Here is a 21,976-nt window from a genome sequence, read left to right as displayed (position 1 = left end):
AATCTCTCGCGGCCCGGGCCGCCCGCCAGGCCCGCCTCACGGCCGCCCGGCAGCGGCGGGAGCTGGCCGAGGCGGCTGCCCCGGACTTGCGCACCGCCGAAGAGCGGCTTGCCCGGCACCGTAAGGCGGAAGTCCTGGGCGGACACCTCGACACCCTCGACGGCGCCACCGCCGCCGAGGACCGTGCCGGGGAAGCTGCCCAGGCTGCGGCCACCGTCCTGCACGCCGCAGCTGCCACCGATCCCGAACTGGCGGCGCTGCCCGACCTGGCCCCGCACCAGGGCGGGCCCGACCCCGCCGCGCTCCGCTCCGGCGTCACCCGACTGCGCAGCCTCCGGGCCGTCCTGGCCGAACGGATGCCGGACGAAGAACGGCTCGCCGCCCTGCGCACGCGCTCCGCGGGCCTGCACCGGGACGTCGAACGGCTCACCGACACCGGCACGGCCACCGCGGCGCGGCTGGAAGCGCTCCGGGCGGACGCCCTCGGGCTCCGGCATGCCCTGGCCCCGCTCGAAGAGGCGGCGGCCGACCTCCAGCTTCGGGTCAAGGAAGCCGACGCGGCCGACGAACTCGTGGCCGTCGTGAAGCGGCACGCCGCGGCCGCGGAGGACTGCGACAGGCTGGCCGAGCGGCGCCGCGTGGCCCGCGACACCCACCAGGACCGCCGCCAGGCCTGGCTGGACCTCCGCGAGGAGCGCCTGGCCAACGCCGCCGCCGAACTGGCCGCACAGCTGCACCCGGGGGAGCCCTGCGCTGTCTGCGGCAGCCCCGACCACCCCGCGCCGGCACCGCTGGCGGCCTCCGCGCTGACCATAGCCGACGCCGAGCAGGCAGCCCAGGCCGCCGCCGAGGCGGCCGAAGCGGTGCTCGAGGACCTCGACCGCGAACTCGCCGACGCCCGCCAACACCTGGCCGTCCTCGCCGCCCAGGGCGGGGACGCGGCCCTCGAGGACGCGCTGAGCGATGCCGGGCGCGCCCGGGAACGGGCCGCGGAGGCCACGAAGGCTGCCGCAGACCTCGAAGCCGCCCGGAACCGCTGCGAGGGGCTGGACGAGGAGATCTCCGCCCTCGAGGACGCGGGGGAGGATTCCGCCGCCGAGCTGGCCCGGACCCGTGCCGCCGTGGTCGAGGTGGACACCCAGGCCGCCGAGCTCGACGCCACCCTGCTGGGCCTCCGAAGCGGGCACCCCGGACTGGCCGGCCGCATCGCCGCCGTGGACTCGGCCGTTGCCCTCCTCGAAGACGCCGACGCGGCCGCCGTCAGCCTGGCGCAGGCACAAGCCCGGACAGCGGAGGCCCGGGAGCGGCTGGAGCAGGCCCTGCCCGCCGCCGGCTTCGACTCCGCCAACGCCGCACGGGAGATGCTGCTGTCCGCCCGCGAAGCCGCCAACCTGGAAGCCGCGGTCCGTGCCGGACGGGACGAAACCGCGCGCCTCGAGGAACTGTTCGCGGGGGAGGACCTGGTCCTGGCCGCCGCGGAACTCGCCGACCAGGGACCGGTCCCCGCCGGTGCCCTCGAACAGCTCAGGTCCGAGTCCGTCGCGGCGCTGGACGCGGCCCGGGAAGCCGGGGTGTCCGCCGGCCTGGCCGCCTCCTCGGCACGGACCCTGGCCGGTCTCCGTTCCCGCTACAGCGAACTGGCCGAAGCCGGCCGGGAACCGCGGGAGCGGGCGGCGCTGCTGACCGCTGTGGCCGAGGCTGCCCGAGGCGGCGGCGACAACAGCTACCGCATGAGCCTGAACAGCTACGTTCTGGCCGCCCGGCTGGAGCAGGTGGCCGACGCGGCCTCCGAGCGGCTGATCGGCATGAGCGACGGCCGGTACACGCTCCAGCACACCGACGCGAAGGCCTCCCGCGGGCAGAAGTCCGGCCTCGGTCTGGAAGTCGTGGACCTCTGGACTGGCCAGCGGCGGGATACCGCCACCCTCTCCGGCGGCGAATCCTTCATGGCGTCGCTGTCGCTCGCCCTCGGACTGGCCGACGTGGTGCAGATGGAATCCGGCGGCGTGGACATCGAGACGCTCTTCGTGGACGAGGGCTTCGGCAGCCTGGACGAGCAGTCCCTGGAACAGGTCATGGATGCCCTCGAGGGTCTCCGGGACGGCGGCCGGGTGGTGGGCCTTGTCAGCCACGTCGCCGAGATGAAGCAGCGGATCACCACCCAGCTGCAGGTTGTGAAGGGCCGGAACGGATCGACCCTGCACATCTCCGACGAGGTGCCCGCCTAGGTCCGGCCGGGAGTTGCCCTTCGAACGCCGTCCCGGGGGAGGCCACGGCACGTGCCGCCCGATATACTGGGACGGTCACCGGGTCGCGCGCATCGGGAGGGGGGACGATGCGCACCTCTTAGCGAACCCGGAAACCATGAACCCCTCAGCCTCATCGACGCCTCACGCGTCCCCGGATGTCTCCGCCCCGGCCCAGAAGCAGGAGCGAGGCGGCCGGTTCGCCCGGCTCCCCGTTCTCGCCGGGCGCGGCTTCATCCCCCTGGGTCTTGCCGCCCGCCTGCCCCTGGCGATGCTCACCGTCGGGGCGCTCACCCTCGTCACCGCGGTCACCGGCTCTTACGCCGTCGGCGGTGCCGCGGCAGGCGCCGTCGGGATCGGGTCCGCGGCCGGCGCCCCCGTCTTCGGCGCGCTCGCGGACCGTCTTGGCCAGCGGCGCGTCCTGATCGTCGCCGCCCTGCTGAACGCCGCCGCCGTGACCGCCCTGATCCTCGCCGCCTACCTGGTGCCCGACGCCCGTGACCTCGCCGCCGCCGCGCCGGTCCTGGCCGCCGCCCTGATCGCCGGCGCCAGCTGCCCGCAGGTGGGACCGCTCGCCCGGGTCCGCTGGATGGCCCTGACCTCCGGCCGGCCCGGGGACCTCGACACGGCACTGTCCTACGAGAGCACCGCCGACGAGATCACCTTCGTGCTTGGCCCCGCGCTCGTGGGCCTCATCGCCAGCCTGCTCAGCCCGTGGCTGCCCCTGGCCATCGCCGCGGTCCTGACCCTGGCCCTGGTGCCCGCCTTCGCCGTCCACCCCACGCACCTCGCCGTGCCCCGCACCCGCCGGACGCAGGAGCCCGGGATCCCCGCCGCCGCGGCGCCGTCCTCCACCGCCGCCCGGCTCCGGGCCGCCGTCGCGATTGCAGTGCCCGTTCTGGCCATGGTCTGCATGGGGACCTTCTTCGGCGCCACCCAGACGTCGCTGAGTTCGTTCTCCGCCGGGTTCGCCGGCTCCGAACTGGCCGGCCTGCTCTACGCGGTGATGGGCCTGAGCTCCGCCGCGGCCGCCCTGTCCGTGGCGTACTGGCCGCGGCGGATCGGGCTCCGCGCCCGGTGGCTTGCCTGCGCGGGCCTGATGACGGCCCTCGCGCCGCTGCTCTTGCTGCCCGATTCCTTGCCGCCGATGATCGCGGTGCTGCTGGTCCTCGGCCTGCCGGTGGGACCGCTGATGGTCACAGTCTTCGGCATCGGCGGCCTGGTGGCGCCGGCGGGACGGCTTGGGACCGTCATGACCGCGCTGGCCAGCGGGATTGTCGCCGGCACGGCCATCGGCTCCTCCGTGGCCGGCCAGCTGGCGCAGACCGCCGGCTACTCCACGGCGTTCATCGTGCCTGTCTGCGCGGCCGGTGCCCTGTTCCTGCTGGGAGCAGCCGCCGCCGTCGTCCTTCGCCGGCGGCCCTAGGGGCTCAGCCCAGCTGGGCCTCGATCCGGGCGGCGCCGGCGGCGAGGGCCGCGGCCACCTCGGCGGGATCCTGGGCGGCCCTGAGGTACACCACGGCCAGGGCCGCCGGCCGCCCGCCGGGCACGCGCACCGGGACGGCCAGGGACGAGACGCCCGGGATGACCTCGTCGTGGCTGGCGGCGTAGCCAAGCCGGCGGGCCGTGGCGGCCTCGGCCCGGTACGGCACTGCCGGTGCCAGGGCACGCCATTCGTCCTCCGTGTAGGCGGACTGGATGGCGATCCCGGGGGCGCCGGCGTTGATCGGGTGCCGCGATCCCGGGTGCTGGACGACGGCGGGGCCGGCGTGGCGCGGATCGACGGTGACCAGCGTGACGCAGTCATCCCGGTCCCAGACCGCCAGGAAGGCACTCATGGCCAGGGAGTTGGCCAGCTGGGTCAGTTCCGGCAGGGCCGCCGTCTGCAGGTTGCGGGACACCCCGCGCGCCAGGACGGCCAGCCCCGGCCCGGGCTGGACCCGTCCGGCGTCGTCGCGGACCAGCAGGGAGTGGTCCTCAAGGGTCCGCAGGATCCGGTAGGCCACCGAGCGGTGGACTCCCATGGCAACGGCCAGTTCCGCGATGGTCATGGGTTCCGGGGCGTCCGCGAGGATCTCCAGCGCGCGGATGCCGCGGGAGAGGGTCTGGGACGGGGGCGCCTGGACGCCGGCGTTGGGGGTCATGTGCCCATCCTAAATTTGCACGGCTCCTAAGTTCGCACGGCCCGCTCCTGCGACGCGACGGCGGCAGGGGACCGTAACGGCGTGCCGGGACGGGCGCCCCTTGTGCGCGGGGTCACAGTGCAGTAGCGTGTCACAGCAGTGTTCCATATATGAACAGCAAGTTCAAATATAGAACAGCACACCGAACCGACATCGGCTCGTCATCAACCGAAAATGTGTGCCTTATCACAACTTTTGTAGTAGGCTCACGATACTAACTGACCGTTCGATCAGTAAATCGGTAGGCACAGCAACACTTAGCACCCACTGGCAGTACCTCTGCCCCAGCAACGGAGTTCCAATGACCGCAACTTCAACCGTCGATTCAGCGGCGGGCCCCAGCACTAAACATGAGGAACGCAAGGTCCTCGCCGGGACGCTGGTCGGTACCACCATCGAGTGGTACGACTTCTTCATCTTCGCCCAACTCACAGCAACGCTGCTGTCCCCGCTCTTCCTCGCCCCGCTCAACGCCTCCAACCCGGGCCTGGCCCAGATCCTCTCGTTCGCGTTGATCGGCATCAGCTTCCTGTTCCGTCCCCTCGGCGCGATCATCGCCGGCCACCTCGGCGACCGTCTCGGCCGCAAGGCCATGCTCGTCTTCACCCTGGTGATGATGGGCGCAGCCACCGCCCTGATCGGCGTGCTGCCCACCTACGCACAGATCGGTTTCTGGGCCCCGGTCCTGCTGATCCTGCTGCGCGTCATCCAGGGCTTCTCCGCCGGCGGCGAATGGGGCGGCGCGGCCCTGATGGCCGTCGAGCACGCCCCGGCCGGCCGTCGCGGACTCTTCGGCGCCTACCCGCAGATCGGTGTCCCGGTCGGCATGATCCTCGCCACCGGCCTGCTCTACTTCCTCAACACCGGCATGTCCAAGGAAGACTTCGCCAGCTGGGGCTGGCGGGTGCCGTTCCTGCTCTCCATCGTGCTGATCGTCGTCGGCTACCTGATCCGCCGTGCCGTGGCCGAAAGCCCGGTCTTCAAGGAGATGCAGGAGCGCAAGGAGGAAAGCAAGGCGCCGCTGGGCGAGCTGGTCCGCAAGCACAAGAAGGCCGTCCTCTACTCGACGCTGATCTTCATCGGCAACAACGCCGCCGGCTACCTGCTGATCGCCTTCTTCATCTCCTACGCCACCAAGACACTGAAGATGCCCACCCCGCAGATCCTGCTGGCCACCACGCTGGCGTCCTTCGGCTGGCTATCTTCACCCTGGTCGGCGGCTGGCTCTCGGACAAGATCGGCCGGGTCAAGACCTTCCTGATCGGCTACGCGATCGTGTTCGCCTGGATGATCCCGATGTTCGCGCTGATCGACACCAAGGACATCATGCTTTACGGCATCGCCCTGTTCGTCCTCACCGTGGGCCTGGGCCTGTCCTACGGTCCGATGTCCGCGATGTACGCCGAAATGTTCCCGGCCAACGTCCGCTACTCGGGCATCTCCATCGGCTACGCCTTCGGCGCGATCCTGGGCGGCGCCTTTGCGGCCACCATCGCCGAGGCACTGCTGCAGGGCACCAAGTGGACCGGCTCGATCGGTATCTACATCATGATCCTCTGCGTCATCTCCGCCGTCGGCGTCGTGCTGGCCAAGGAAACCAAGGGACGCCCGCTGGGCGTCAGCAGCCACCACTAGGCGCGGCTGCCGGCAGGCAGCACACCGTGCGGGGTCACGTGCGCTCATCCGGTACCACCGGAGGGGTAGCGCGTGGCCCCGCGCCGCTGTTCCCGGCCCCCGGGCGCACGACGGCGGCTGCCGCGCCGGATCGATGGGGAGCACTATCCATCCATCAAATGGAAAAATCCCGGTAGGCTGACGCGGTGGGCTGCCGGACGCGGCCCGACGCGTATGCAATGTGTGGACTAATGGGGGATTGAGTGGCCGGGACCCTTTATGGCGCGGACGTGGCACAGCTGCGCAGCCTGGCCGCGCGCGCAGGCAGCGGGGCGGGCAGCCTGGGTGCCCTGCAGCGCCGCCTTGGCGCGGAGATCGCCGGGTCCGCCTACTGGCAGGGGCACGACGCCGGGGCCTTCCGGTCGGAATGGGACCGCGTCCACGCGCAGTCCCTGGCCCGGGCGGTGGCGGGGCTGGAGCAGATGCAGCGCGAACTCACCGCCCACGCCGACCAGCAGGAGAGCGCCAGTGCCGCAGCCGGGGCCCCGGCTCCCTCCGGCGGGGCCGCCCCTTCGGCCGGCCCGCCGTCAACCGCCCCGGCCGGCGCGCCGCCGTCGGTGCTGCTCACGCCCGCTGCGCTCTCCGCACTCACGCCGCACCAGGTCGGAAGGTGGTGGGCCGGCCTGGACGCGGCCGGCCGGGCCGACTTCCTCCGGCTCTACCCCTACGCGGCCGGCAACACGGACGGCCTGCCGGTCGACACCAGGATCGAGGCGAACCGCGTCGCCGCCGGCACGCGCCTGGCGGAGCTGGAGCGGGAGGGAAGGGGTTCGACGGAGGAGGCTCAATACCTGAGGAACACGGTCAAGGGGAACATCCGCCTGGCGGCGTACGACCCGGCGAAAGGTAACCTCATTCAGATGATCGGCGACTATGACAGCAGCACCACAACGGTCCTGACCTATGTGCCCGGCACGTTCGCGACGGCTGGCGACTTCTACGCCGGCAGCGCCCAGAAGATGGCCGCGTACCTGCAGCAGTCCGATCCCACCGGCCGGACGGCGGCCTTCGTCTACAAGAACAGCGAGTTCCCGCAGGACGGGACCTTCCGGCAGTCGGCGGACAAGGCCTTCGGCGAGGCGGCCGGACGGAAACTGGCCGCCTTTGAGTCGGGCCTGGCGGACCAGAACCCCTCCGGCGCCCGCACCGTCGCGGTGTCCCACAGCTGGGGCGAGGCCGCCGTGGCATCCTCCGAAATGTACGGTACCCACTACGACCGGCAGATTTCGTTGTCCGGAGCCTGGATGCCGGAGGGATGGAAGGCCGATCCCGGCACCGCCTATGATCACTTCGCCTACGATTTCGACGCGCTGGCCACCGCCCAGGGCCTCGGCCTGGTGGGGGATAAGTACCCGCTGGCCGATCCGGCCTTCACCAAGCACATCTACGATGACCCGGCGCGGAACATCGTCCTCGGCCCGGTGAAGATCACCACGGATCCGATGGCCAAGATCGACAACCACAGCCTGATTGCCAACGCCCAGGACGCGCGGAACCGGGCGGCCCGCGAGGACGTCGCCAAACTCATTTTCGGCGGCCGGCGATGAGCCCCGCCATGGTCGCCCGCCGGCTGTCCACCGCCGTGACCCTTACCTGCCTGGCTGCCATCCTGGCCGCCTGTGCACCCGCCGCCGATCCAGGGAGCCCCAGCATGGACCTCACCACCGCGAAGCAGTCAACCCGCAGCCAGCAGCAGGAACTGATGGCGGTCGTCCCCCCCGCGGAGATCGCGACGACGACCCAGACGGAGACCTCCCGCGCCCTTTTCGAATGTGACGCCAACAGCTACTACTGGCCGGGAACGATGGATCTGGTCCTCACCCCGGAGGCGGACGGCGCCGGGCTGCTGCAGCAGATCAAGGCCGCGTGGTCCGGCAAGGAAGGCTGGACAGTGGAGGAAAAGACCAGCGTCAACGGGATCCCCGAACTCGTGATCGTCAGCCGGGAGGGGTTCCGGCATTCGATCGAGTTCAACCCGCAGCGGAACGCGCTCTACACACTCTCCTCGTCGGCGTGCTTCCAGATGGAGGGCAAGCCCGACCCCGGGACCGACTACTGAGCGGGGCCAGGTCCTAGACGCCGAGGAACTCGATGGCCCCCTGCTTGAAGGCCCGGCTGGTCACGGCGTTGGTGTGGTTGCGGCCCGGCAGGACCAGCTGCTCCACCAGGGCCCCGGCCTTGCTGCCCAGCGCGGCCAGTTCGGGCATGGATGCCGCCCGCTCGTCCTTCTCACCGGCCACCAGCAGCATCGGCATCGGCGGGACCGCCTCGGCCGGATCGAAGGGTTCGTCCTTGATCGCCTCGATCAGGGACAGCAGCGCGAAGATGTTGTTGCTCGGCAGCAGCTGGGCCATCTTCAGCAGCCCCGCGGTGGAGTCGTCGGCGATCGGGGTTCCGTCCGCCAGGTAACGCTGCGCGGCGGGCAGGTCGAACGCGGCCAGGGGGTCCGCCACGTTGGGGCCGCCCAGGACCAGGCGGTGCACCAGCTCGTGCTGGGTGGCGCCGAATTCCCAGGCCAGCCGGGACCCCAGCGAGTAGCCGATCACGTCCAGGCCGGACGCCGGGTCGCCGTCGCGCAGGGGCCGCGCGCCGGCGTCGAACGCGATCTGGAGCAGGTCGGCGCGGATCCGGCTGGGGGAGTAGGAATCCCGGTCCTCCGGTGCGCCGCTGCGGCCGTGGCCGGGAAGGTCGACGGCGATCACGCGGCGGCCGGCCTGCGTGAGGGCGGTGATCCAGCCCGTGTCCTCCCAGTTCAGCTTGGAGGAGGAGGAGAAGCCGTGCAGCAGCAGCACAGGGCGGAGGCCGGCGTCGTCCTGCGGGTCGACCACGTTGACGTACAGCTGGGGGTCGGTGCCCTCGACCGTGTGCTGGTGCTGTTCCCCGGTGTGCCTGCCGCTCATGGCCTCAGTCCTCATCAAGTACGGCGCTCAGGCGGACCCGGCGCTTCGGTGCCTCTTCCTTCGGGACCGTGCCCACGATGCCGGCGGTGTCATCCGGCACCTCGAACACGATCAGCGGCTCGCCAACGTTGATCTTCTCACCCGGTCCGCCGTGAATACGCACTACCTTACCCGCCTGGGGGCTGGGCAATTCGACCGCGGACTTGGTGGTTTCAACCTCCACCAGGGGCTGGTTGCGTTCCACCTGGTCGCCGGGGGCGACGAGCCATTCCAGCACCGTCGCCTCGATCAGGCCCTCGCCCAGGTCCGGCAGGGGGAAGGAAAGTTCAGCCACGTTTGTACTCCAATACTCGCTGGATGCCGAAGAGGATCCGGTCAATGTTCGGGATGTATTCGTCCTCCAGGTCCCCGGACGGGTAGGGGACGTCGAAGCCGGTGACGCGCTCCACCGGCGCCTTGAGGGTGTCGAAGCAGGCCTGCGTGATCAGCTGGGCCACCTCGGCGCCCAGGCCGGAGGTCAGCGGCGCCTCGTGCACCACGACGGCGCGGCGCGTCTTGCCCACCGAGGCGGCCAGCGCGGCGGCGTCGATCGGCTTGAGCCAGCGCAGGTCCAGGACCTCGATCTCGATCCCGTCCTCGGCGGCGAGCTCGGCCACCTGCAGGCAGCGGGCCACCATCGCGCCCCAGGCCACCAGGGTCAGGTGCCGGCCCTCGCGCATCACCTTGGCGCCCTCCGGCGAGCCGGGATTGGCGGTATCCACCTCGCCCTTCTGCCAGTAGCGGGACTTCGGTTCCATGAAGATCACCGGGTCGGGCCGGGTGGCGGCGTGCTTGAGCAGGTGGTAGGCCTCGTGGGGGTTCGACGGCGAGACCACCTTGAGCCCGGGCACGTGGGCGAAAAGCGCCTCCAGGCTCTCGCCGTGGTGTTCGGGTGCGCGGATGCCGCCGAAGCTGGGCACGCGGAGGGTGATCGGCATCGGCAGCGTGCCGCGGCTGCGGTAGTTCATCCGGGCGATCTGGCAGACGATCTGGTTGATTGCCGGGTAGGCGAAGCCGTCGAACTGGACCTCGGGGATGGGGTGGAAGCCGGCCATGGCCAGGCCCACCGACATCCCGAGGATGCCCGACTCGGCCAAAGGGGTGTCGAAGACCCGCTGCGCGCCGTGCCTGGCCTGCAGCCCGTCGGTGATCCGGAAGACCCCGCCCAGCCGGCCGCAGTCCTCGCCGAAGATCACCGCCTTCGGGTTCTCGGCCAGCACCTCGTCCAGCGCCCGGTTCAGGGCCTGCTGCATGGACATCGTGACCGTGGCGGCCGCGGTGGTGGCGGTGCCGCTTTCCAAGGTCGGGCTAGACATGTTCGGACTCCTCGCGCCAGTTGGCCGCCTGCGCCTGCAGGGCCGGGGTGGGTTCCTGGAAGACCAGGTCAAACATTTCCGCACCGGGCCGGGACCCGAGCGCCTGGATGCCGGTGCGGATGGCTTCCTCCTCGGCCCTGGCGGCGGCGAGGGCCTCCGCGAAGAACGCCTCGTCGGCGATCCCCTCGGCCAGCAACCGCTGCTTCAGTCGCTCCAGCGGGTCCGCGCCGGCGCCGTCGCGCTCCTCATCGAGCGAGCGGTAGCGTCCCGGATCGTCCGAGGTCGAGTGCGGTCCGCGCCGGTAGGTCATGGCTTCGATCAGCACCGGGCCGTGCCCGGCGCGGGCGTGGGCGAAGGCGCGGCGGGTCGCCTCAGCGACGGCGACGACGTCGTTACCGTCCACCTGCAGCGCCGGCATGCCGTAGCCGGCCGCCCGGGCGGCGACGGAGCCGCCGGCAACCTGGCGTTCGGTGGGCACGGAGATGGCCCAGCCGTTGTTCTGCACGAAGAAGACCACGGGAGACTTCATGACGGCGGCGAAGTTCAGCGCCTCGTGCACGTCGCCCTGGGAGGAGGCGCCGTCGCCGAAGTAGGTCATGGCCACGCCGTCGGCTTTCTCCAGCGTCTGACCGTGGGCCCAGCCGACGGCGTGCAGCACAGAGCCGGCCACGACGGCCTGGATCGGGGCTAGCCGGGATTCCAGCGGGTTGTAGAGGCCGCCGTGCCAGGTGGCCTTGTGGGTGGACATGTAGCCCACCATGTCCACGCCCATGGTCCGGGCAACGCCCATCTCACGGTAGGTGGGGAAGACGAAGTCGCGGCTGGTGTCCACGGCGTAGGCGCTGCCCACCTGGGCCGCCTCCTGCCCAAGTTCGGGCGCGTAGCCGGGAATGATGCCCTGGCGCTGCCATGCGATGGCGGAGGTGTCCAGGTGCCGGACGGCCGCCATCAGCGTGTACAGCTCGCGCAGCTGGTCGGGGGTGAGCGGCGCGGCGTCGTCGCCGGACACCGCAAGCGGGAGTGTATCCATAGCTGTGACCCTAGTCACGGGCCAGGCGTTGAGCAATCAGCCCATAACACGCTGGCCAATCTGCCAAAAGCTGCTGGCATCTACGTCTCCATGGGTAGCAGCTTGTATAGCTGCGCCCCGGTCAGGTCAGCCGTCTGTCCGGCGGGTCCTTCCGAACCGGGCCCCGGCCCAGCAGGCCGCGGCGATGGCGGCCACCAGGATCAACGTGCTGACCAGCTGCTTGCTGCTCTCCGGGCTGCTGAAGCCGACGGCGAAGATCAGCGCCAGCAGCACCAGGCCGACGATGGTCAGCGCCGGGAACCCCTTCATCCGCAGCGGCAGCACCGTCCCGGCCCGGTCGGCCCGCCGGCGCAGCACCAGCTGGGAGACCAGGGCCGAGCCCCAGACCACCAGGCAGGTCGATCCCACCAGCTGGAACAGTGCCGGCAGGATCCGGTCCGGGAAGAGCAGCTCCAGAACGGCGGCGATGAAGCCGAAGGCCACCGAGACCGCCACCGCCACCACCGGGACGCGGGCGGCGTTCAGCCGGGACAGCACCCGCGGCGCCTCCCCGCGCTGGGAGAGCGAGAAGGCCATCCGGGACGCGCCGTAGAGGTTTGCGTTCAGCGCCGACAGGAGGGCGACGACGGCCACCAGGGTGATCGCGGCGCCCGCCCCGGGAATCCGGGCGGCGTCCAGGACCCCGGCGAAGGGGGACTTCAGCGCCTCCGACGTCGAGGGCAGGACCGCGGCGATCACGAAGACCGAGCCGATGTAAAAGACCAGAATGCGCCAGACCACGGTCCGGATCGCGTGGCGCACGCTGCGCTCCGGATCCTTGGTCTCGGCGGCGGCGACGCTGACGATCTCGGTGCCGCCGAAGGCAAAGATCACCACGAACAGGGCCGTGGCGATGCCGCCCAGGCCCGCGGGCGCGAAGTCGGCGGTGATAACCGACAGCCCAGGCCCCGGCACGTCCGGCAGCAACCCGAGGATCAGGGCGGCACCGATGATCAGGAAGATGACGATCGCGGCGACCTTGAGGATGGCGAACCAGAACTCGAACTCGCCGAAGTTCTTCACGCCGGCGAGGTTGATGGCGGTGAACACCGCCATGAAGATCAGCGACAGGGCCCAGACAGGCAGCACCGGCCAGACGGTGAAGAGCAGGCCCGCCGCGCCGAGGGCCTCCGCGGCAATCACCACCACCAGCTGCAGCCACCAGAGCCAGCCGACGGTGGCGCCGGCGGTGTTGCCGAGGGCGCGCTGGGCGTAGACGGAGAACGCCCCGCTGACGGGGTTTGCCGCGGCCATCTCGCCAAGGGCCCACATCACGATGATGATCAGCGTCCCGGCGACCAGGTAGGAGAGCAGGACGGCGGGGCCGGCGGCCTGGACGCCCGCCCCGGAGCCCAGGAACAGGCCGGCGCCGATCGCGCTGCCGAGGCCCATCATGGTCAGCTGCCGGGGCAGCATGGTGTGGCCGAGCTCGCGGCCGGGTTCCGTCGCGGCGGACTTCGTTGTCATCTGGCGGACCTTCTCTGCGTGGTGGGATGTCCTTTTGGGACCATTTGAATTTACCGCCCGGCCGCGGCGCCGAAGAACCACTGGCGTGAGATTATGGTGGCAGTTTGCTTTCAAAACCGGCCGTTATTCTGCTGTTTGTACTTCTGCTTCGCCCGAAATCGAGGAATCCGCCATGACCGTCGACGCGCTCGATGCCAAAATTGTTCGATTCTTCACCGATTCCCCGCGCTCCTCGGTGCTGGAGGCCTCCCGCGTGCTGAAGGTCGCCCGGGCGACCGTGCAGTCCCGGCTGGATCGCATGCAGGAGTCCGGCGTGATCGGCTCCTGGGTGCCGCAGCCGGACCCCGCCCGGTTCGGCTACCCCGTGGTGGCGTTCTGTTCGCTGACCATCAACCAGGACCTGGGCCACGACGCCGTCGTGGAGGCGCTGGCGCAGATCCCGGAACTGATCGAGATCCACACCGTCTCCGGCAGTTCGGACCTGATGGCCCGGATCGCCGCCCGCTCCAACCCGGACCTGCAGCGGGTCCTGGATGCCATGATCGCCACGCGGACCGTGCTGCGCTCCTCGTCGGTGATCGTGCTCAACACCCACTTCGAGGGCAGGACGCTGCCGCTGCTGGAGTCCGCGGCCCGCCCGCAGTAGCGCCCCGTCACCATTTGGTGCCCCGCCGGCGTCGGCGTAGAATCAGTTCTAGTCAATCTGACTATAACTACTCCGGCAGTCGGGCCGGAGCCGTCCGGCCGGCGCCCGCCACCGGCCCCGGACCCCGAACCGCGGGGGCAGAGCACCATGTACACCTCACCGGCAAATGTCAGCGAGCGCCGCCTCGCGCCGCCGTCATTGGCCATTTCCACGGTGATCTTCGCCCTCCGGCCAAGCGAGTCCTCGGGCCGGCCCACCCTCTGGATCCCGCTGGTGCGGCGGATCCGCGAACCGTACAAGGGCCTGTGGGCGCTCCCGGGCGGCCCGCTCAGCCACGACGAATCCCTGCAGGACGCCGCGTCCCGGAACTTGCGCGAGACCACCGGTCTGGCGCCCAGCTACCTCGAACAGCTCTACGCCTTCGGCGGCCTGCACCGCTCACCCACCCAGCGCGTGGTCTCTATCGTCTACTGGGCGCTGGTGCGCCCCACCGAGGCGGCGCTCGCCGACGAGTCGGAGAACGTCCGCTGGGTACGGGCGGACCGGCCCGGCCAGCTGGCCTTCGACCACAACGCGATCGTCGACTACGCACTGTGGCGGCTGCGCAACAAGCTCGAATACGGCCCCATCGCCTACCACTTCCTGGGCGAGTACTTCACCCTCGCCCAGTTGCGCGAGGTCTACGAGGCCGTCCTGGACCGCGAACTGGACCCCGCGAATTTCCGCCGCCAGATCAAGGCGGCCCCGGAAATCGAAGAAACCGACGAATACCTCCAGGGCGGCAAACACCGCCCGCCCCGCCTCTACCGTTACACCGGCCGCCCCGGCCTCGATCCCGACCACAGGAGCACACCATGAGCAGCGTCAACACGGCAATCCAGCTGATCACCCGGGAACAGGCAACATCTAGTGCGGCCGCGGGGTCCACCTGCAGTCCGGCGCTGGCCAGCGGTCCCTGGGACTTCGACCTGGCCGAGGCGCTGGCCGGCGTCCCGGCGTACGGTCCGGGCGCCTCGGCAGCCGATGTGGCCCCGCCGTCGACCCCGCGGCAGGGGCAGCTGCCGGAGGAGTACAAGCGGGCCACCGACGCCGAACTCGACGCCCGGATCCGCGCCGCCAAGGCCACGCTGGGGGACCGGGCCGTGATCCTGGGCCACTTCTACCAGCGTGACGAGGTGGTCGAATACGCCGATTTCGTGGGCGACTCCTTCCAGCTGGCCAACGCGGCGCTGACCCGGCCCGAGGCGGAGGCAATCGTCTTCTGCGGCGTGCACTTCATGGCCGAAACCGCGGACATCCTCTCCGCCCCGGACCAGGCCGTGATCCTGCCCAATCTCGCCGCGGGCTGCTCGATGGCGGACATGGCGGACATCGACTCGGTCACCGAGTGCTGGGAGCAGCTGGAGGAACTCTTCGGCACTGAACCGGACGCCGGCGGCCGGGTCCCCGTCATCCCGGTCACCTACATGAACTCCTCGGCCGCACTCAAGGGCTTCTGCGGCGAGCACGGCGGCATCGTCTGCACCTCCTCGAACGCCGCCACGGTACTGGAATGGGCGTTCGAGCGCGGCCAGCGGGTGCTGTTCTTCCCCGACCAGCACCTGGGCCGCAACACCGCCAAGGCCATGGGCGTGCCGCTGGAGCAGATGCCGATGTGGAATCCGCGCAAGGACCTCGGCGGCAACGACGAGCAGACGCTGCAGGACTCCCGCGTGATCCTCTGGCACGGCTTCTGTTCCGTGCACAAGCGCTTCACCGTCGCGCAGATCGAGAAGGCGCGGGCCGAGTACCCGAACGTTCAGGTGATCGTGCACCCGGAGTGCCCGATGCCGGTGGTCGACGCCGCGGATGCCGCCGGCTCCACCGACTTCATCCGCAAGGCCATCGCGGCCGCCATCGAGCCCACGGTCTTCGCCGTCGGCACCGAGATTAACCTGGTCAACCGGCTGGCCGCGGAGTACCCGCAGCACACGATCTTCTGCCTGGACCCGGTGATCTGCCCCTGCTCCACGATGTACCGCATCCACCCCGGATACCTGGCCTGGGTGCTCGAGGCCCTGGTCCGCGGCGAGGTGGTCAACCGCATCACCGTGGACGATGATGTCGCGGCCCCGGCCCGGGTGGCACTGGAACGCATGCTGGGGGCGCGGCCGTGACCAGGCGCCTGGTCATTATCGGCAGCGGCATCGCCGGGCTGTACGCCGCGCTGCTCGCGGCCGAGGCACCCGGCGTCGAGGCGGTGCTGCTGACCAAGGGGACGCTCGGGGACGGCAATACCGGCTACGCCCAGGGCGGGATCTCCGCCGTCCTGGGCCCCGGGGAAGCGTCCACCGGGGACTCGGTCTCCGCCCACATCGCCGACACCCTCGCCGCCGGTGCCGGACTGAGCGACCCCGAGGCCGTCCGGGTGCTTTGCACCGAGGCGGTCCGGGACATCGCGGGGCTGCGCCGCTTCGGCGTGGAATTCGACGCCGCGGCCACCGGCGGCCCCGCGCTGGGCCTCGAGGCGGCCCACTCCGCCGCCCGGATCCTGCACGCCGGCGGTGACGCCACGGGCGCCCGGATCTCCAGCGCCCTCGGTGCCGCCGTGCTGGAACAGGCAGCCCGTGGCCGGCTGCGGGTCCTCACCGGGGCCTTCGCCACCGCGCTGCTCAACGGCCCTGATGCCGGCGGCCAGGACGCCGGGGCGGTGACCGGCGTCGCCTACCTCGCCGGCGGGCGGCGGCACCGCCTGGACGCCGACGCCGTGCTCCTGGCCACCGGCGGGGCGGGCCGGATGTTCTCCCGCACCACCAACCCGCGGGTCGCCACCGCCGACGGGCTGGCCCTGGCCTGGCGCGCCGGTGCCGCCGTGCGGGACCTGGAGTTCTACCAGTTCCACCCCACCACCCTGGCCACCGCCGACACCCCCGACGGACCGCCCGCCCTGCTGGTCTCCGAGGCCGTACGCGGCGAGGGCGCCGTGCTCCGCGACGCCGCCGGCCGCCGCTTCCTGCCGGACTACCACCCCGACGCCGAACTGGCACCGCGCGACGTCGTCTCCCGCAGCATCGCCCTGCACCTCGCCGCCACCGGCGCCGACGCCGGAACCGCCGTCCACCTCGACGCGCGCGGGATCGAGGCCGCCCGCGGCGCCGGCTACCTGGCACGAAGGTTCCCCACCATCAGTGCGGGCACGCGCGCTGCCGGCTACGACTGGACGGAAGAGACCGTGCCCGTCTCGCCGGCGGCGCACTACTGGATGGGCGGCGTCGCCACCAACCTCGCCGGGCGCACCACCGTCCCCGGGCTCTACGCCGCCGGGGAGGTCGCCTGCACCGGGGTGCACGGGGCCAACCGCCTGGCCAGCAACTCCCTGCTGGAGGGGCTGGTGTTCGGGCGCCGGGCCGTGGAGGACTTCCTCGGAGCTGAGCAGTCGCACCACAGCACTGCTCCGCGTGCTCCCCACGATCGCCCTAACCTCGCAAGCTCGGTCAGGGAACCCGGATCGTGTGGGCCCACGGCCGCGGGCGGCCTCGCCTTGACGCACGCTTCCGCAGCGCTGTCGCGCGACGCGGAATCGGGAGGCACCACACCGGCTTTTCCCGAGGGTTGTATAGAGACTTGGCCCGGGGCGTTTTCCCGGGGTGCCCTGGGCCGGCTCATGACCCGGGCCGCCGGGGTCTCGCGTACGGGCGCCGGGCTGGACGCCGCGGCGGCCCGGCTCACCGCCTGGGCGTCCGACCTCCGCCCGGAGACCGTGTCGGAGAGCGCGGACCGGGCCGGCCACGAGGACCGCAACCTGCTGCTGGCCGCCACCCTCCTCGTCGAGGCGGCCCGGCGCCGCACCGGCTCGGTGGGCGCACACTTCCGGGCGGACCCGGAGGCCGCGGCGGCCGTCCCGCGCACCCCGGAGCCCCGGTCCCTCCACCTCCCGCAGCCCGCCCACGGCCCGCGGCACGCCACCCGTTCCAAGCAAAGGATCACGTCATGACAGCACCCGCCCCGGCCGCCCGCAGCACCCGCCCGGCCGCGAGCCCCGCCGTCGCTCCCGCAGCCGTGGCCGGGACCCTGCCGGCCGCCGCCGTCGACGCCGTCCTGTGCGCCGCGCTCGCGGAGGACGCCCCTTACGGGGACATCACCTCCCAGACGCTCATCCCCGCCGGGACCCGCGCGACGGCGGTGCTGGCCGCCCGCGTGCCCGGGGTCTTCAGCGGCGGCCAGGTCTTCGCGGCGGCCATGAAACTCGCCGACGCGGACGCCGTCGTGAGCCTGCTGCTGGCGGACGGGGAGCGCTTCGACGCGGGCACGCCCCTGGCCAGGGTCACCGGTGACGCCCGCGGCGTGCTGCTGGCCGAACGGGTGGCCCTGAACCTGGTGCAGCGGATGAGTGCGATTGCCACCAAAACCGCCGAGTACGTCGCCCTCGTGGCCGGCACCCGGGCCCGCATCACCGACACCCGCAAGACCACGCCGGGACTGCGCGTCCTGGAACGCTACGCCGTGCGGTGCGGGGGCGGCAGCAACCACCGGGCGGGACTCTCGGACGCCGTCCTGGCCAAGGACAACCACCTGGCCGTGCTCACCGGGGGAGACCCGGCCAGGCTGACCACCGTGCTGCGGGAGGCCAGGGCCCGGCTGGGCCACACCACCCACTTCGAGGTGGAGGTGGACACCATGGAGCAGATCGAGCCGGTACTCGCCGCCGGGGTGGATACCATCATGCTGGACAACTTCTCCCTGATGGAGCTGGCCGACGGCGTCGACCTGGTGGCCGGGCGCGCCCGGGTGGAGGCCAGCGGCAACGTCAATCTGGGCACCGTCGCCGCGATCGCCGCAACGGGCGTGGACGTGATCTCCATCGGTGCCCTCACCCACAGCGTCGCCGCCCTGGACCTGGGGCTGGATATTGAACTGGACTTTGAACCGGGCACCGATCCGAACACTGACCTGGACACCGACGCCGGCTCCGGCACCACTCCGCAGCCCGACCCGGGAGCCCAGGGGACGCCGTGATCTTCCTCGACGCGGCCGCCACGACCCCGGTCCGCCGGGAGGTGCTGGCGGCCATCTGGCCCCACCTGAGCGGGGAGTTCGGCAACCCCTCCAGCCACCACTCGCTGGGGGAGGCGGCCGCGGCGGCCCTCGCGGACGCCCGGGCGGCCGTGGCACGGGTCCTGGGCTGCCGCCCCGGGGAAATCGTGTTCACCTCGGGCGGCACGGAGGCGGACAACCTGGCGGTCAAGGGCATCGCGCTAACCCGCCGTGCTACGGATCCCCGGCTGGACAGGGTTGCCATCAGCGCCGTCGAACATCCCGCCGTGACCGAATCCGCCCGCTACCTCGAACGCGTGCACGGCTTCGCGGTGGACGTGATCCCGGTGGACCGCTACGGACAGGTCACGGAGGATGCCTTCGCCGCGGCGCTGCGCCCGGAGACCGCCGTCGCCAGCGTCATGTACGCCAACAACGAGGTGGGAACCGTCCAGCCCGTGGCCCGGCTGGCCGGCGTGGCCGCCGACGCGGGCGTCCCGCTGCACACCGACGCGGTGCAGGCCGCCGGCTGGCTGCCGCTCGACGCGGCGGCGCTGGGCGTGGCCGCGCTATCGGTGTCCGGGCACAAGCTCGGCGCGCCCAAGGGCTGCGGTGCCCTGGTGGTGCGCGGCCGGACCCGGCTGGAGCCGCTGGTCCACGGTGGCGGCCAGGAACGCGGCCGCCGCTCCGGGACCGGAAACGTGGCCGCCGCGGTGGCGCTGGCGACGGCGCTGACGCTCGCGGCCCAGGACCAGGCCGGGCGTGCCGCCCGGGTGGCGGCGCTGCGGGACGGGTTCATCGCCGCGGTCCTCGCCAACGTGCCGGGTGCGGTCTTGACCGGGCACCCGGCCGAACGGCTGCCCTCCGTGGCGTCGTTCTGCTTCCCCGGCACCAGCGGCGAGTCGGTGCTGCTGGAGCTGGAGCGCCGGGGCGTGGTGTGTTCCAGCGGCTCGGCCTGCGCCGCCGGGTCCGATGAGCCCTCCCCGGTGCTGGTGGCGATGGGGATCCCCGCAGCGGTGGCGCAGACGGCGGTCCGGTTCAGTTTCGACGCCGGCATCACCGCCGCCGAGCTAGACCAGGCGGCCGCCGCGGTCCGCGGGGCGGTCGGCAGCGTGCGGTCCCTCGGGGCGTAACGCCGGGCTATATTGGCGAAGGGCCTTAGCGGTGCCGGGCCCGCCGGAAGATCCAGTGCCGCAGCATGGTGAACCGCACGGCGGTGGCGAGGAAGCCGGAGAGCGTGGTGGTCCAGAGCTCCTCGGCCACGGTGGCGTCCGGCTTGACCCAGTGCAGGATGCCCAGGCTGCCGCCGGTGATGAGCAACGCCACCAGGATCACGATCAGGCCGTTGAGGTGGTCGCGGCGCATCCGGTGGGTGTCCGTGATCTTGAACGTCAGCCGCCGGTTCAGTGCCGTGTTCATCAGGGAGGTCAGGATCAGCGCCGCGGCGTTGGCCGGCTGCGGTCCGATCCACGGCCGCAGCAGCGCGAAGAGCGCCAGCGACGTCACCGTGCACACCACGCCGACGCCGGTGAACCGCAGCAGCTGCCGCACCACCGGGTACCGCAGCAGCCCGCGGCGCCGGGGCGCGCGGGTGACCGGGGGAGCGGGGGCCCCGGGCGGGTCGGCCTGGAGTTGGGGTTCCATCCGGCTAGTAGAGCTCCCCGGCGGGCAGTTCGACCGCCAGCCGGTTGGACGGGCCCGGCAGCGGGCAGGCCCAGGCCTCGTTGTAGGCGCAGGACGGGTTGTACGCGAAGTTGAAGTCCAGGACGAAGCTGGCGTCCGGACCGGATCCGGTCACCCCGTGGAACGCGCCCTTGATCGTGTCGATCAGGTAGCGTCCGGCCCCGTAGCTGCCCCCGGGCTGTCCCGCGGTGGCGTCGCGGAACGGCACGAAGATACCGCCGCCGTAGCCCTGGTGCTTCCAGACGGCCAGCTGGCCGATCTCGGGCAGGTCGAATGTGCCGAGGCGGACAAAGCGGACGACGCCGTCGGTGCCGGTCTCGACGTTCATCTCACGTCCCGCCCCTTCCGGGGTGATCGGGACGTGGAAGCGGTAGATCGGGTCGTAGTCGGCGGTCTTAAGGCCGGAGAATTCGGCCTTCGCGGCCCGGGTCAGGGGCGAGGCGGGGTGGGTAACGAACATCCGGTCGCGGGTGTGGCGCCAGTAGGCGTGCGCCTCGGCGGGGCTGTCCGCGGCGATTTTCCGGACGGTGGCGTAGAGGTCGAAGGTCCGGAGCCGCCAGTCGGCGATGTCGAGCGCGGACATCTGCAGGACGTCGTCCCCGGTGTCGGCCTCCGTCCCGGCAGCCGCATCCGACTGGACGTCCTTATCCGTACCCTCAAGATCCTGTTCCGACATCCCTCCAGCCTAACCCTGTTTGCGCCGCGGTCCCCCCGCGCGGTGACGCCTCCGGCCGTCCGGGGCCGGCCGTGCCTAGACTGGCGCGCATGCACAGCACCGACACAGCCGCCGTCGCGGATGCCCTCGCCACGCTGGTCAGCTACCGGACCGTCTCCTCCCGTAGCCCGGGCGGGACCGACGAGGCCGAATTCGAGGCGTTCCTGGCCGCGCTGCCCGGGCTGTTCCCGGGGGTGTACGCGGCCATGGACGTGGAACGGGTCAACGGCCGCGCCCTGCTGTTCCGCTGGGCCGGCGTCCCCCGCACCAGCAGCCCCACCGACAACACGGCCCCCGCCACAACCGGTACGGCCGGCGGACTGGAGGGGCCGGCGGTGCTGATGGCCCACTACGACGTCGTTCCCGCCGGGGACGAGGCGGCCTGGACCCACCCGCCGTTTTCCGGCCACAACGACGGCACGCATCTCTGGGGCCGCGGCACCCTGGACGACAAGGGGCAGCTGGCGGTGATCCTTTCCGCCGCGGAGGCGCTGCTGGCCGAGGGGTTCGCGCCCGCCCGGGACGTCTACTTCTCCTTCGGCGACAACGAGGAAACCGCCGGGGACAGCGCCGCCGCCGCCGCGGCGCTGCTGGCCGAACGGGGTGTCCGGCCCGCACTGGTGCTGGACGAGGGCGGCGCCGTCGCCGGTGGCGCCTTCCCGGGCGTTACCCGCCCGGCCGCCGTCGTCGGGGTGGCCGAAAAGGGGATCCTGGACGTCGAACTGCTCACCCGGGATCCCGGCGGCCACGCCTCCACGCCGCCCCGGATGGGCGCCACCGCCCGGCTGGCCCGGGCCATCACCCGGATCGAGAACCACCCGTTCCCGCAGCACCTGCCGGACGTCACCGCCGAGATGCTGCGCCGCTTCGGCCCGCACGCGCCCCTCCCGCTGCGGCTGGCGTTCGCCCACGTGGAGCGCCTGCGCACGCCCCTGACCTGGCTGTTCGGCCGGCTCGGCGGCGAGACCAACGCCATGACCCGGACCACCGTCGCCATCACCACGCTGCGCGGCAGCGCCGGCGCC

The 21,976-nt window shown here is 71.7% G+C and carries 19 protein-coding genes and 1 pseudogene; 12 read left to right on the top strand and 8 right to left on the bottom strand.

What is annotated here, in order from left to right; genetic code table 11:
- Positions 1-2,228 (top strand): SbcC/MukB-like Walker B domain-containing protein (locus AB0305_RS18220; RefSeq protein WP_366173574.1); only part of this gene is annotated, 2,228 nt, incomplete at its 5' end.
- A gap of 136 nt (positions 2,229-2,364) precedes the next feature.
- A complete protein-coding gene (locus tag AB0305_RS18215; RefSeq protein ID WP_364134811.1) occupies positions 2,365-3,672 on the top strand; it encodes an MFS transporter in 1,308 nt (435 codons plus the stop codon).
- 4 nt (positions 3,673-3,676) lie between these two features.
- Here AB0305_RS18215 and AB0305_RS18210 read toward each other — a convergent pair whose 3' ends face one another.
- Positions 3,677-4,390 carry a helix-turn-helix domain-containing protein gene (locus AB0305_RS18210; protein ID WP_364134813.1) on the bottom strand — a complete coding sequence of 238 codons (714 nt, stop codon included), beginning with the start codon at positions 4,388-4,390 and terminating at the stop codon, positions 3,677-3,679.
- Between the two features lie 340 nt (positions 4,391-4,730).
- On the opposite strand from AB0305_RS18210, the pseudogene AB0305_RS18205 reads away from it, so the two are divergent.
- The 3 genes and pseudogenes from AB0305_RS18205 (at position 4,731) to AB0305_RS18195 (ending at position 8,162) form a co-directional block, all read left to right on the top strand.
- Positions 4,731-6,064: pseudogene (locus tag AB0305_RS18205) on the top strand (MFS transporter).
- A 242-nt stretch (positions 6,065-6,306) separates the two neighbouring features.
- Positions 6,307-7,650 carry a WXG100 family type VII secretion target gene (locus AB0305_RS18200; RefSeq protein WP_366173571.1) on the top strand — a complete coding sequence of 448 codons (1,344 nt, stop codon included), beginning with the start codon at positions 6,307-6,309 and terminating at the stop codon, positions 7,648-7,650.
- Complete coding sequence (locus tag AB0305_RS18195; RefSeq protein ID WP_364134819.1) at positions 7,647-8,162, top strand: hypothetical protein; 516 nt, start codon at positions 7,647-7,649, stop codon at positions 8,160-8,162. The genes AB0305_RS18200 and AB0305_RS18195 overlap by 4 nt, the downstream gene beginning before the upstream one ends.
- A gap of 13 nt (positions 8,163-8,175) precedes the next feature.
- Here the strand turns inward: AB0305_RS18195 and AB0305_RS18190 are convergent, their stop codons facing one another.
- From AB0305_RS18190 to AB0305_RS18170, 5 genes are all read right to left on the bottom strand, one after another.
- A complete protein-coding gene (locus AB0305_RS18190; RefSeq protein WP_364134822.1) occupies positions 8,176-9,003 on the bottom strand; it encodes an alpha/beta fold hydrolase in 828 nt (275 codons plus the stop codon).
- A gap of 4 nt (positions 9,004-9,007) precedes the next feature.
- The gene (locus AB0305_RS18185; protein ID WP_290257447.1) at positions 9,008-9,337 is read right to left on the bottom strand and encodes a biotin/lipoyl-containing protein; all 330 of its coding nucleotides are present in this window, start codon (positions 9,335-9,337) and stop codon (positions 9,008-9,010) included.
- A complete protein-coding gene (locus AB0305_RS18180; protein ID WP_364134825.1) occupies positions 9,330-10,358 on the bottom strand; it encodes an alpha-ketoacid dehydrogenase subunit beta in 1,029 nt (342 codons plus the stop codon). The genes AB0305_RS18185 and AB0305_RS18180 overlap by 8 nt, the downstream gene beginning before the upstream one ends.
- Positions 10,351-11,388 carry a thiamine pyrophosphate-dependent enzyme gene (locus AB0305_RS18175; protein ID WP_364134828.1) on the bottom strand — a complete coding sequence of 346 codons (1,038 nt, stop codon included), beginning with the start codon at positions 11,386-11,388 and terminating at the stop codon, positions 10,351-10,353. Before AB0305_RS18175 ends, AB0305_RS18180 begins: the two co-directional genes overlap by 8 nt.
- Before the next feature lie 126 nt (positions 11,389-11,514).
- On the bottom strand, positions 11,515-12,894 hold the full coding sequence (locus tag AB0305_RS18170) for an amino acid permease (RefSeq protein ID WP_364134830.1): 1,380 nt from the start codon (positions 12,892-12,894) through the stop codon (positions 11,515-11,517).
- Between the two features lie 172 nt (positions 12,895-13,066).
- Between AB0305_RS18170 and AB0305_RS18165 the strand changes: the two genes are divergently transcribed.
- The 6 genes from AB0305_RS18165 (at position 13,067) to AB0305_RS18140 (ending at position 19,686) form a co-directional block, all read left to right on the top strand.
- Positions 13,067-13,540 carry an Lrp/AsnC family transcriptional regulator gene (locus tag AB0305_RS18165; RefSeq protein WP_364134833.1) on the top strand — a complete coding sequence of 158 codons (474 nt, stop codon included), beginning with the start codon at positions 13,067-13,069 and terminating at the stop codon, positions 13,538-13,540.
- A 147-nt stretch (positions 13,541-13,687) separates the two neighbouring features.
- The gene (locus tag AB0305_RS18160; protein WP_364134836.1) at positions 13,688-14,398 is read left to right on the top strand and encodes an NUDIX domain-containing protein; all 711 of its coding nucleotides are present in this window, start codon (positions 13,688-13,690) and stop codon (positions 14,396-14,398) included.
- On the top strand, positions 14,395-15,696 hold the full coding sequence (nadA, locus tag AB0305_RS18155) for a quinolinate synthase NadA (RefSeq protein WP_364134838.1): 1,302 nt from the start codon (positions 14,395-14,397) through the stop codon (positions 15,694-15,696). The genes AB0305_RS18160 and nadA overlap by 4 nt, the downstream gene beginning before the upstream one ends.
- Positions 15,693-17,513 (top strand): FAD-binding protein, encoded by a 1,821-nt coding sequence (locus AB0305_RS18150; RefSeq protein WP_364134841.1) that lies wholly within the window; start codon positions 15,693-15,695, stop codon positions 17,511-17,513. Before nadA ends, AB0305_RS18150 begins: the two co-directional genes overlap by 4 nt.
- Positions 17,510-18,535 carry a carboxylating nicotinate-nucleotide diphosphorylase gene (gene nadC / locus AB0305_RS18145; protein ID WP_364134844.1) on the top strand — a complete coding sequence of 342 codons (1,026 nt, stop codon included), beginning with the start codon at positions 17,510-17,512 and terminating at the stop codon, positions 18,533-18,535. Before AB0305_RS18150 ends, nadC begins: the two co-directional genes overlap by 4 nt.
- On the top strand, positions 18,532-19,686 hold the full coding sequence (locus AB0305_RS18140; RefSeq protein WP_364134846.1) for a cysteine desulfurase family protein: 1,155 nt from the start codon (positions 18,532-18,534) through the stop codon (positions 19,684-19,686). The genes nadC and AB0305_RS18140 overlap by 4 nt, the downstream gene beginning before the upstream one ends.
- Before the next feature lie 25 nt (positions 19,687-19,711).
- Here the strand turns inward: AB0305_RS18140 and AB0305_RS18135 are convergent, their stop codons facing one another.
- Both AB0305_RS18135 and AB0305_RS18130 read right to left on the bottom strand, forming a co-directional pair.
- Positions 19,712-20,197 carry a GtrA family protein gene (locus AB0305_RS18135; RefSeq protein WP_290257458.1) on the bottom strand — a complete coding sequence of 162 codons (486 nt, stop codon included), beginning with the start codon at positions 20,195-20,197 and terminating at the stop codon, positions 19,712-19,714.
- 4 nt (positions 20,198-20,201) lie between these two features.
- Positions 20,202-20,819 carry a DUF1684 domain-containing protein gene (locus AB0305_RS18130; protein WP_290257869.1) on the bottom strand — a complete coding sequence of 206 codons (618 nt, stop codon included), beginning with the start codon at positions 20,817-20,819 and terminating at the stop codon, positions 20,202-20,204.
- 182 nt (positions 20,820-21,001) lie between these two features.
- On the opposite strand from AB0305_RS18130, the gene AB0305_RS18125 reads away from it, so the two are divergent.
- On the top strand, positions 21,002-21,976 hold a 975-nt coding region (locus tag AB0305_RS18125), incomplete at its 3' end, for a M20/M25/M40 family metallo-hydrolase (protein WP_366173564.1).

This window comes from Arthrobacter sp. NPDC080086, from assembly GCF_040702285.1.
This window is presented reverse-complemented; position numbering and strand designations above follow the sequence as displayed.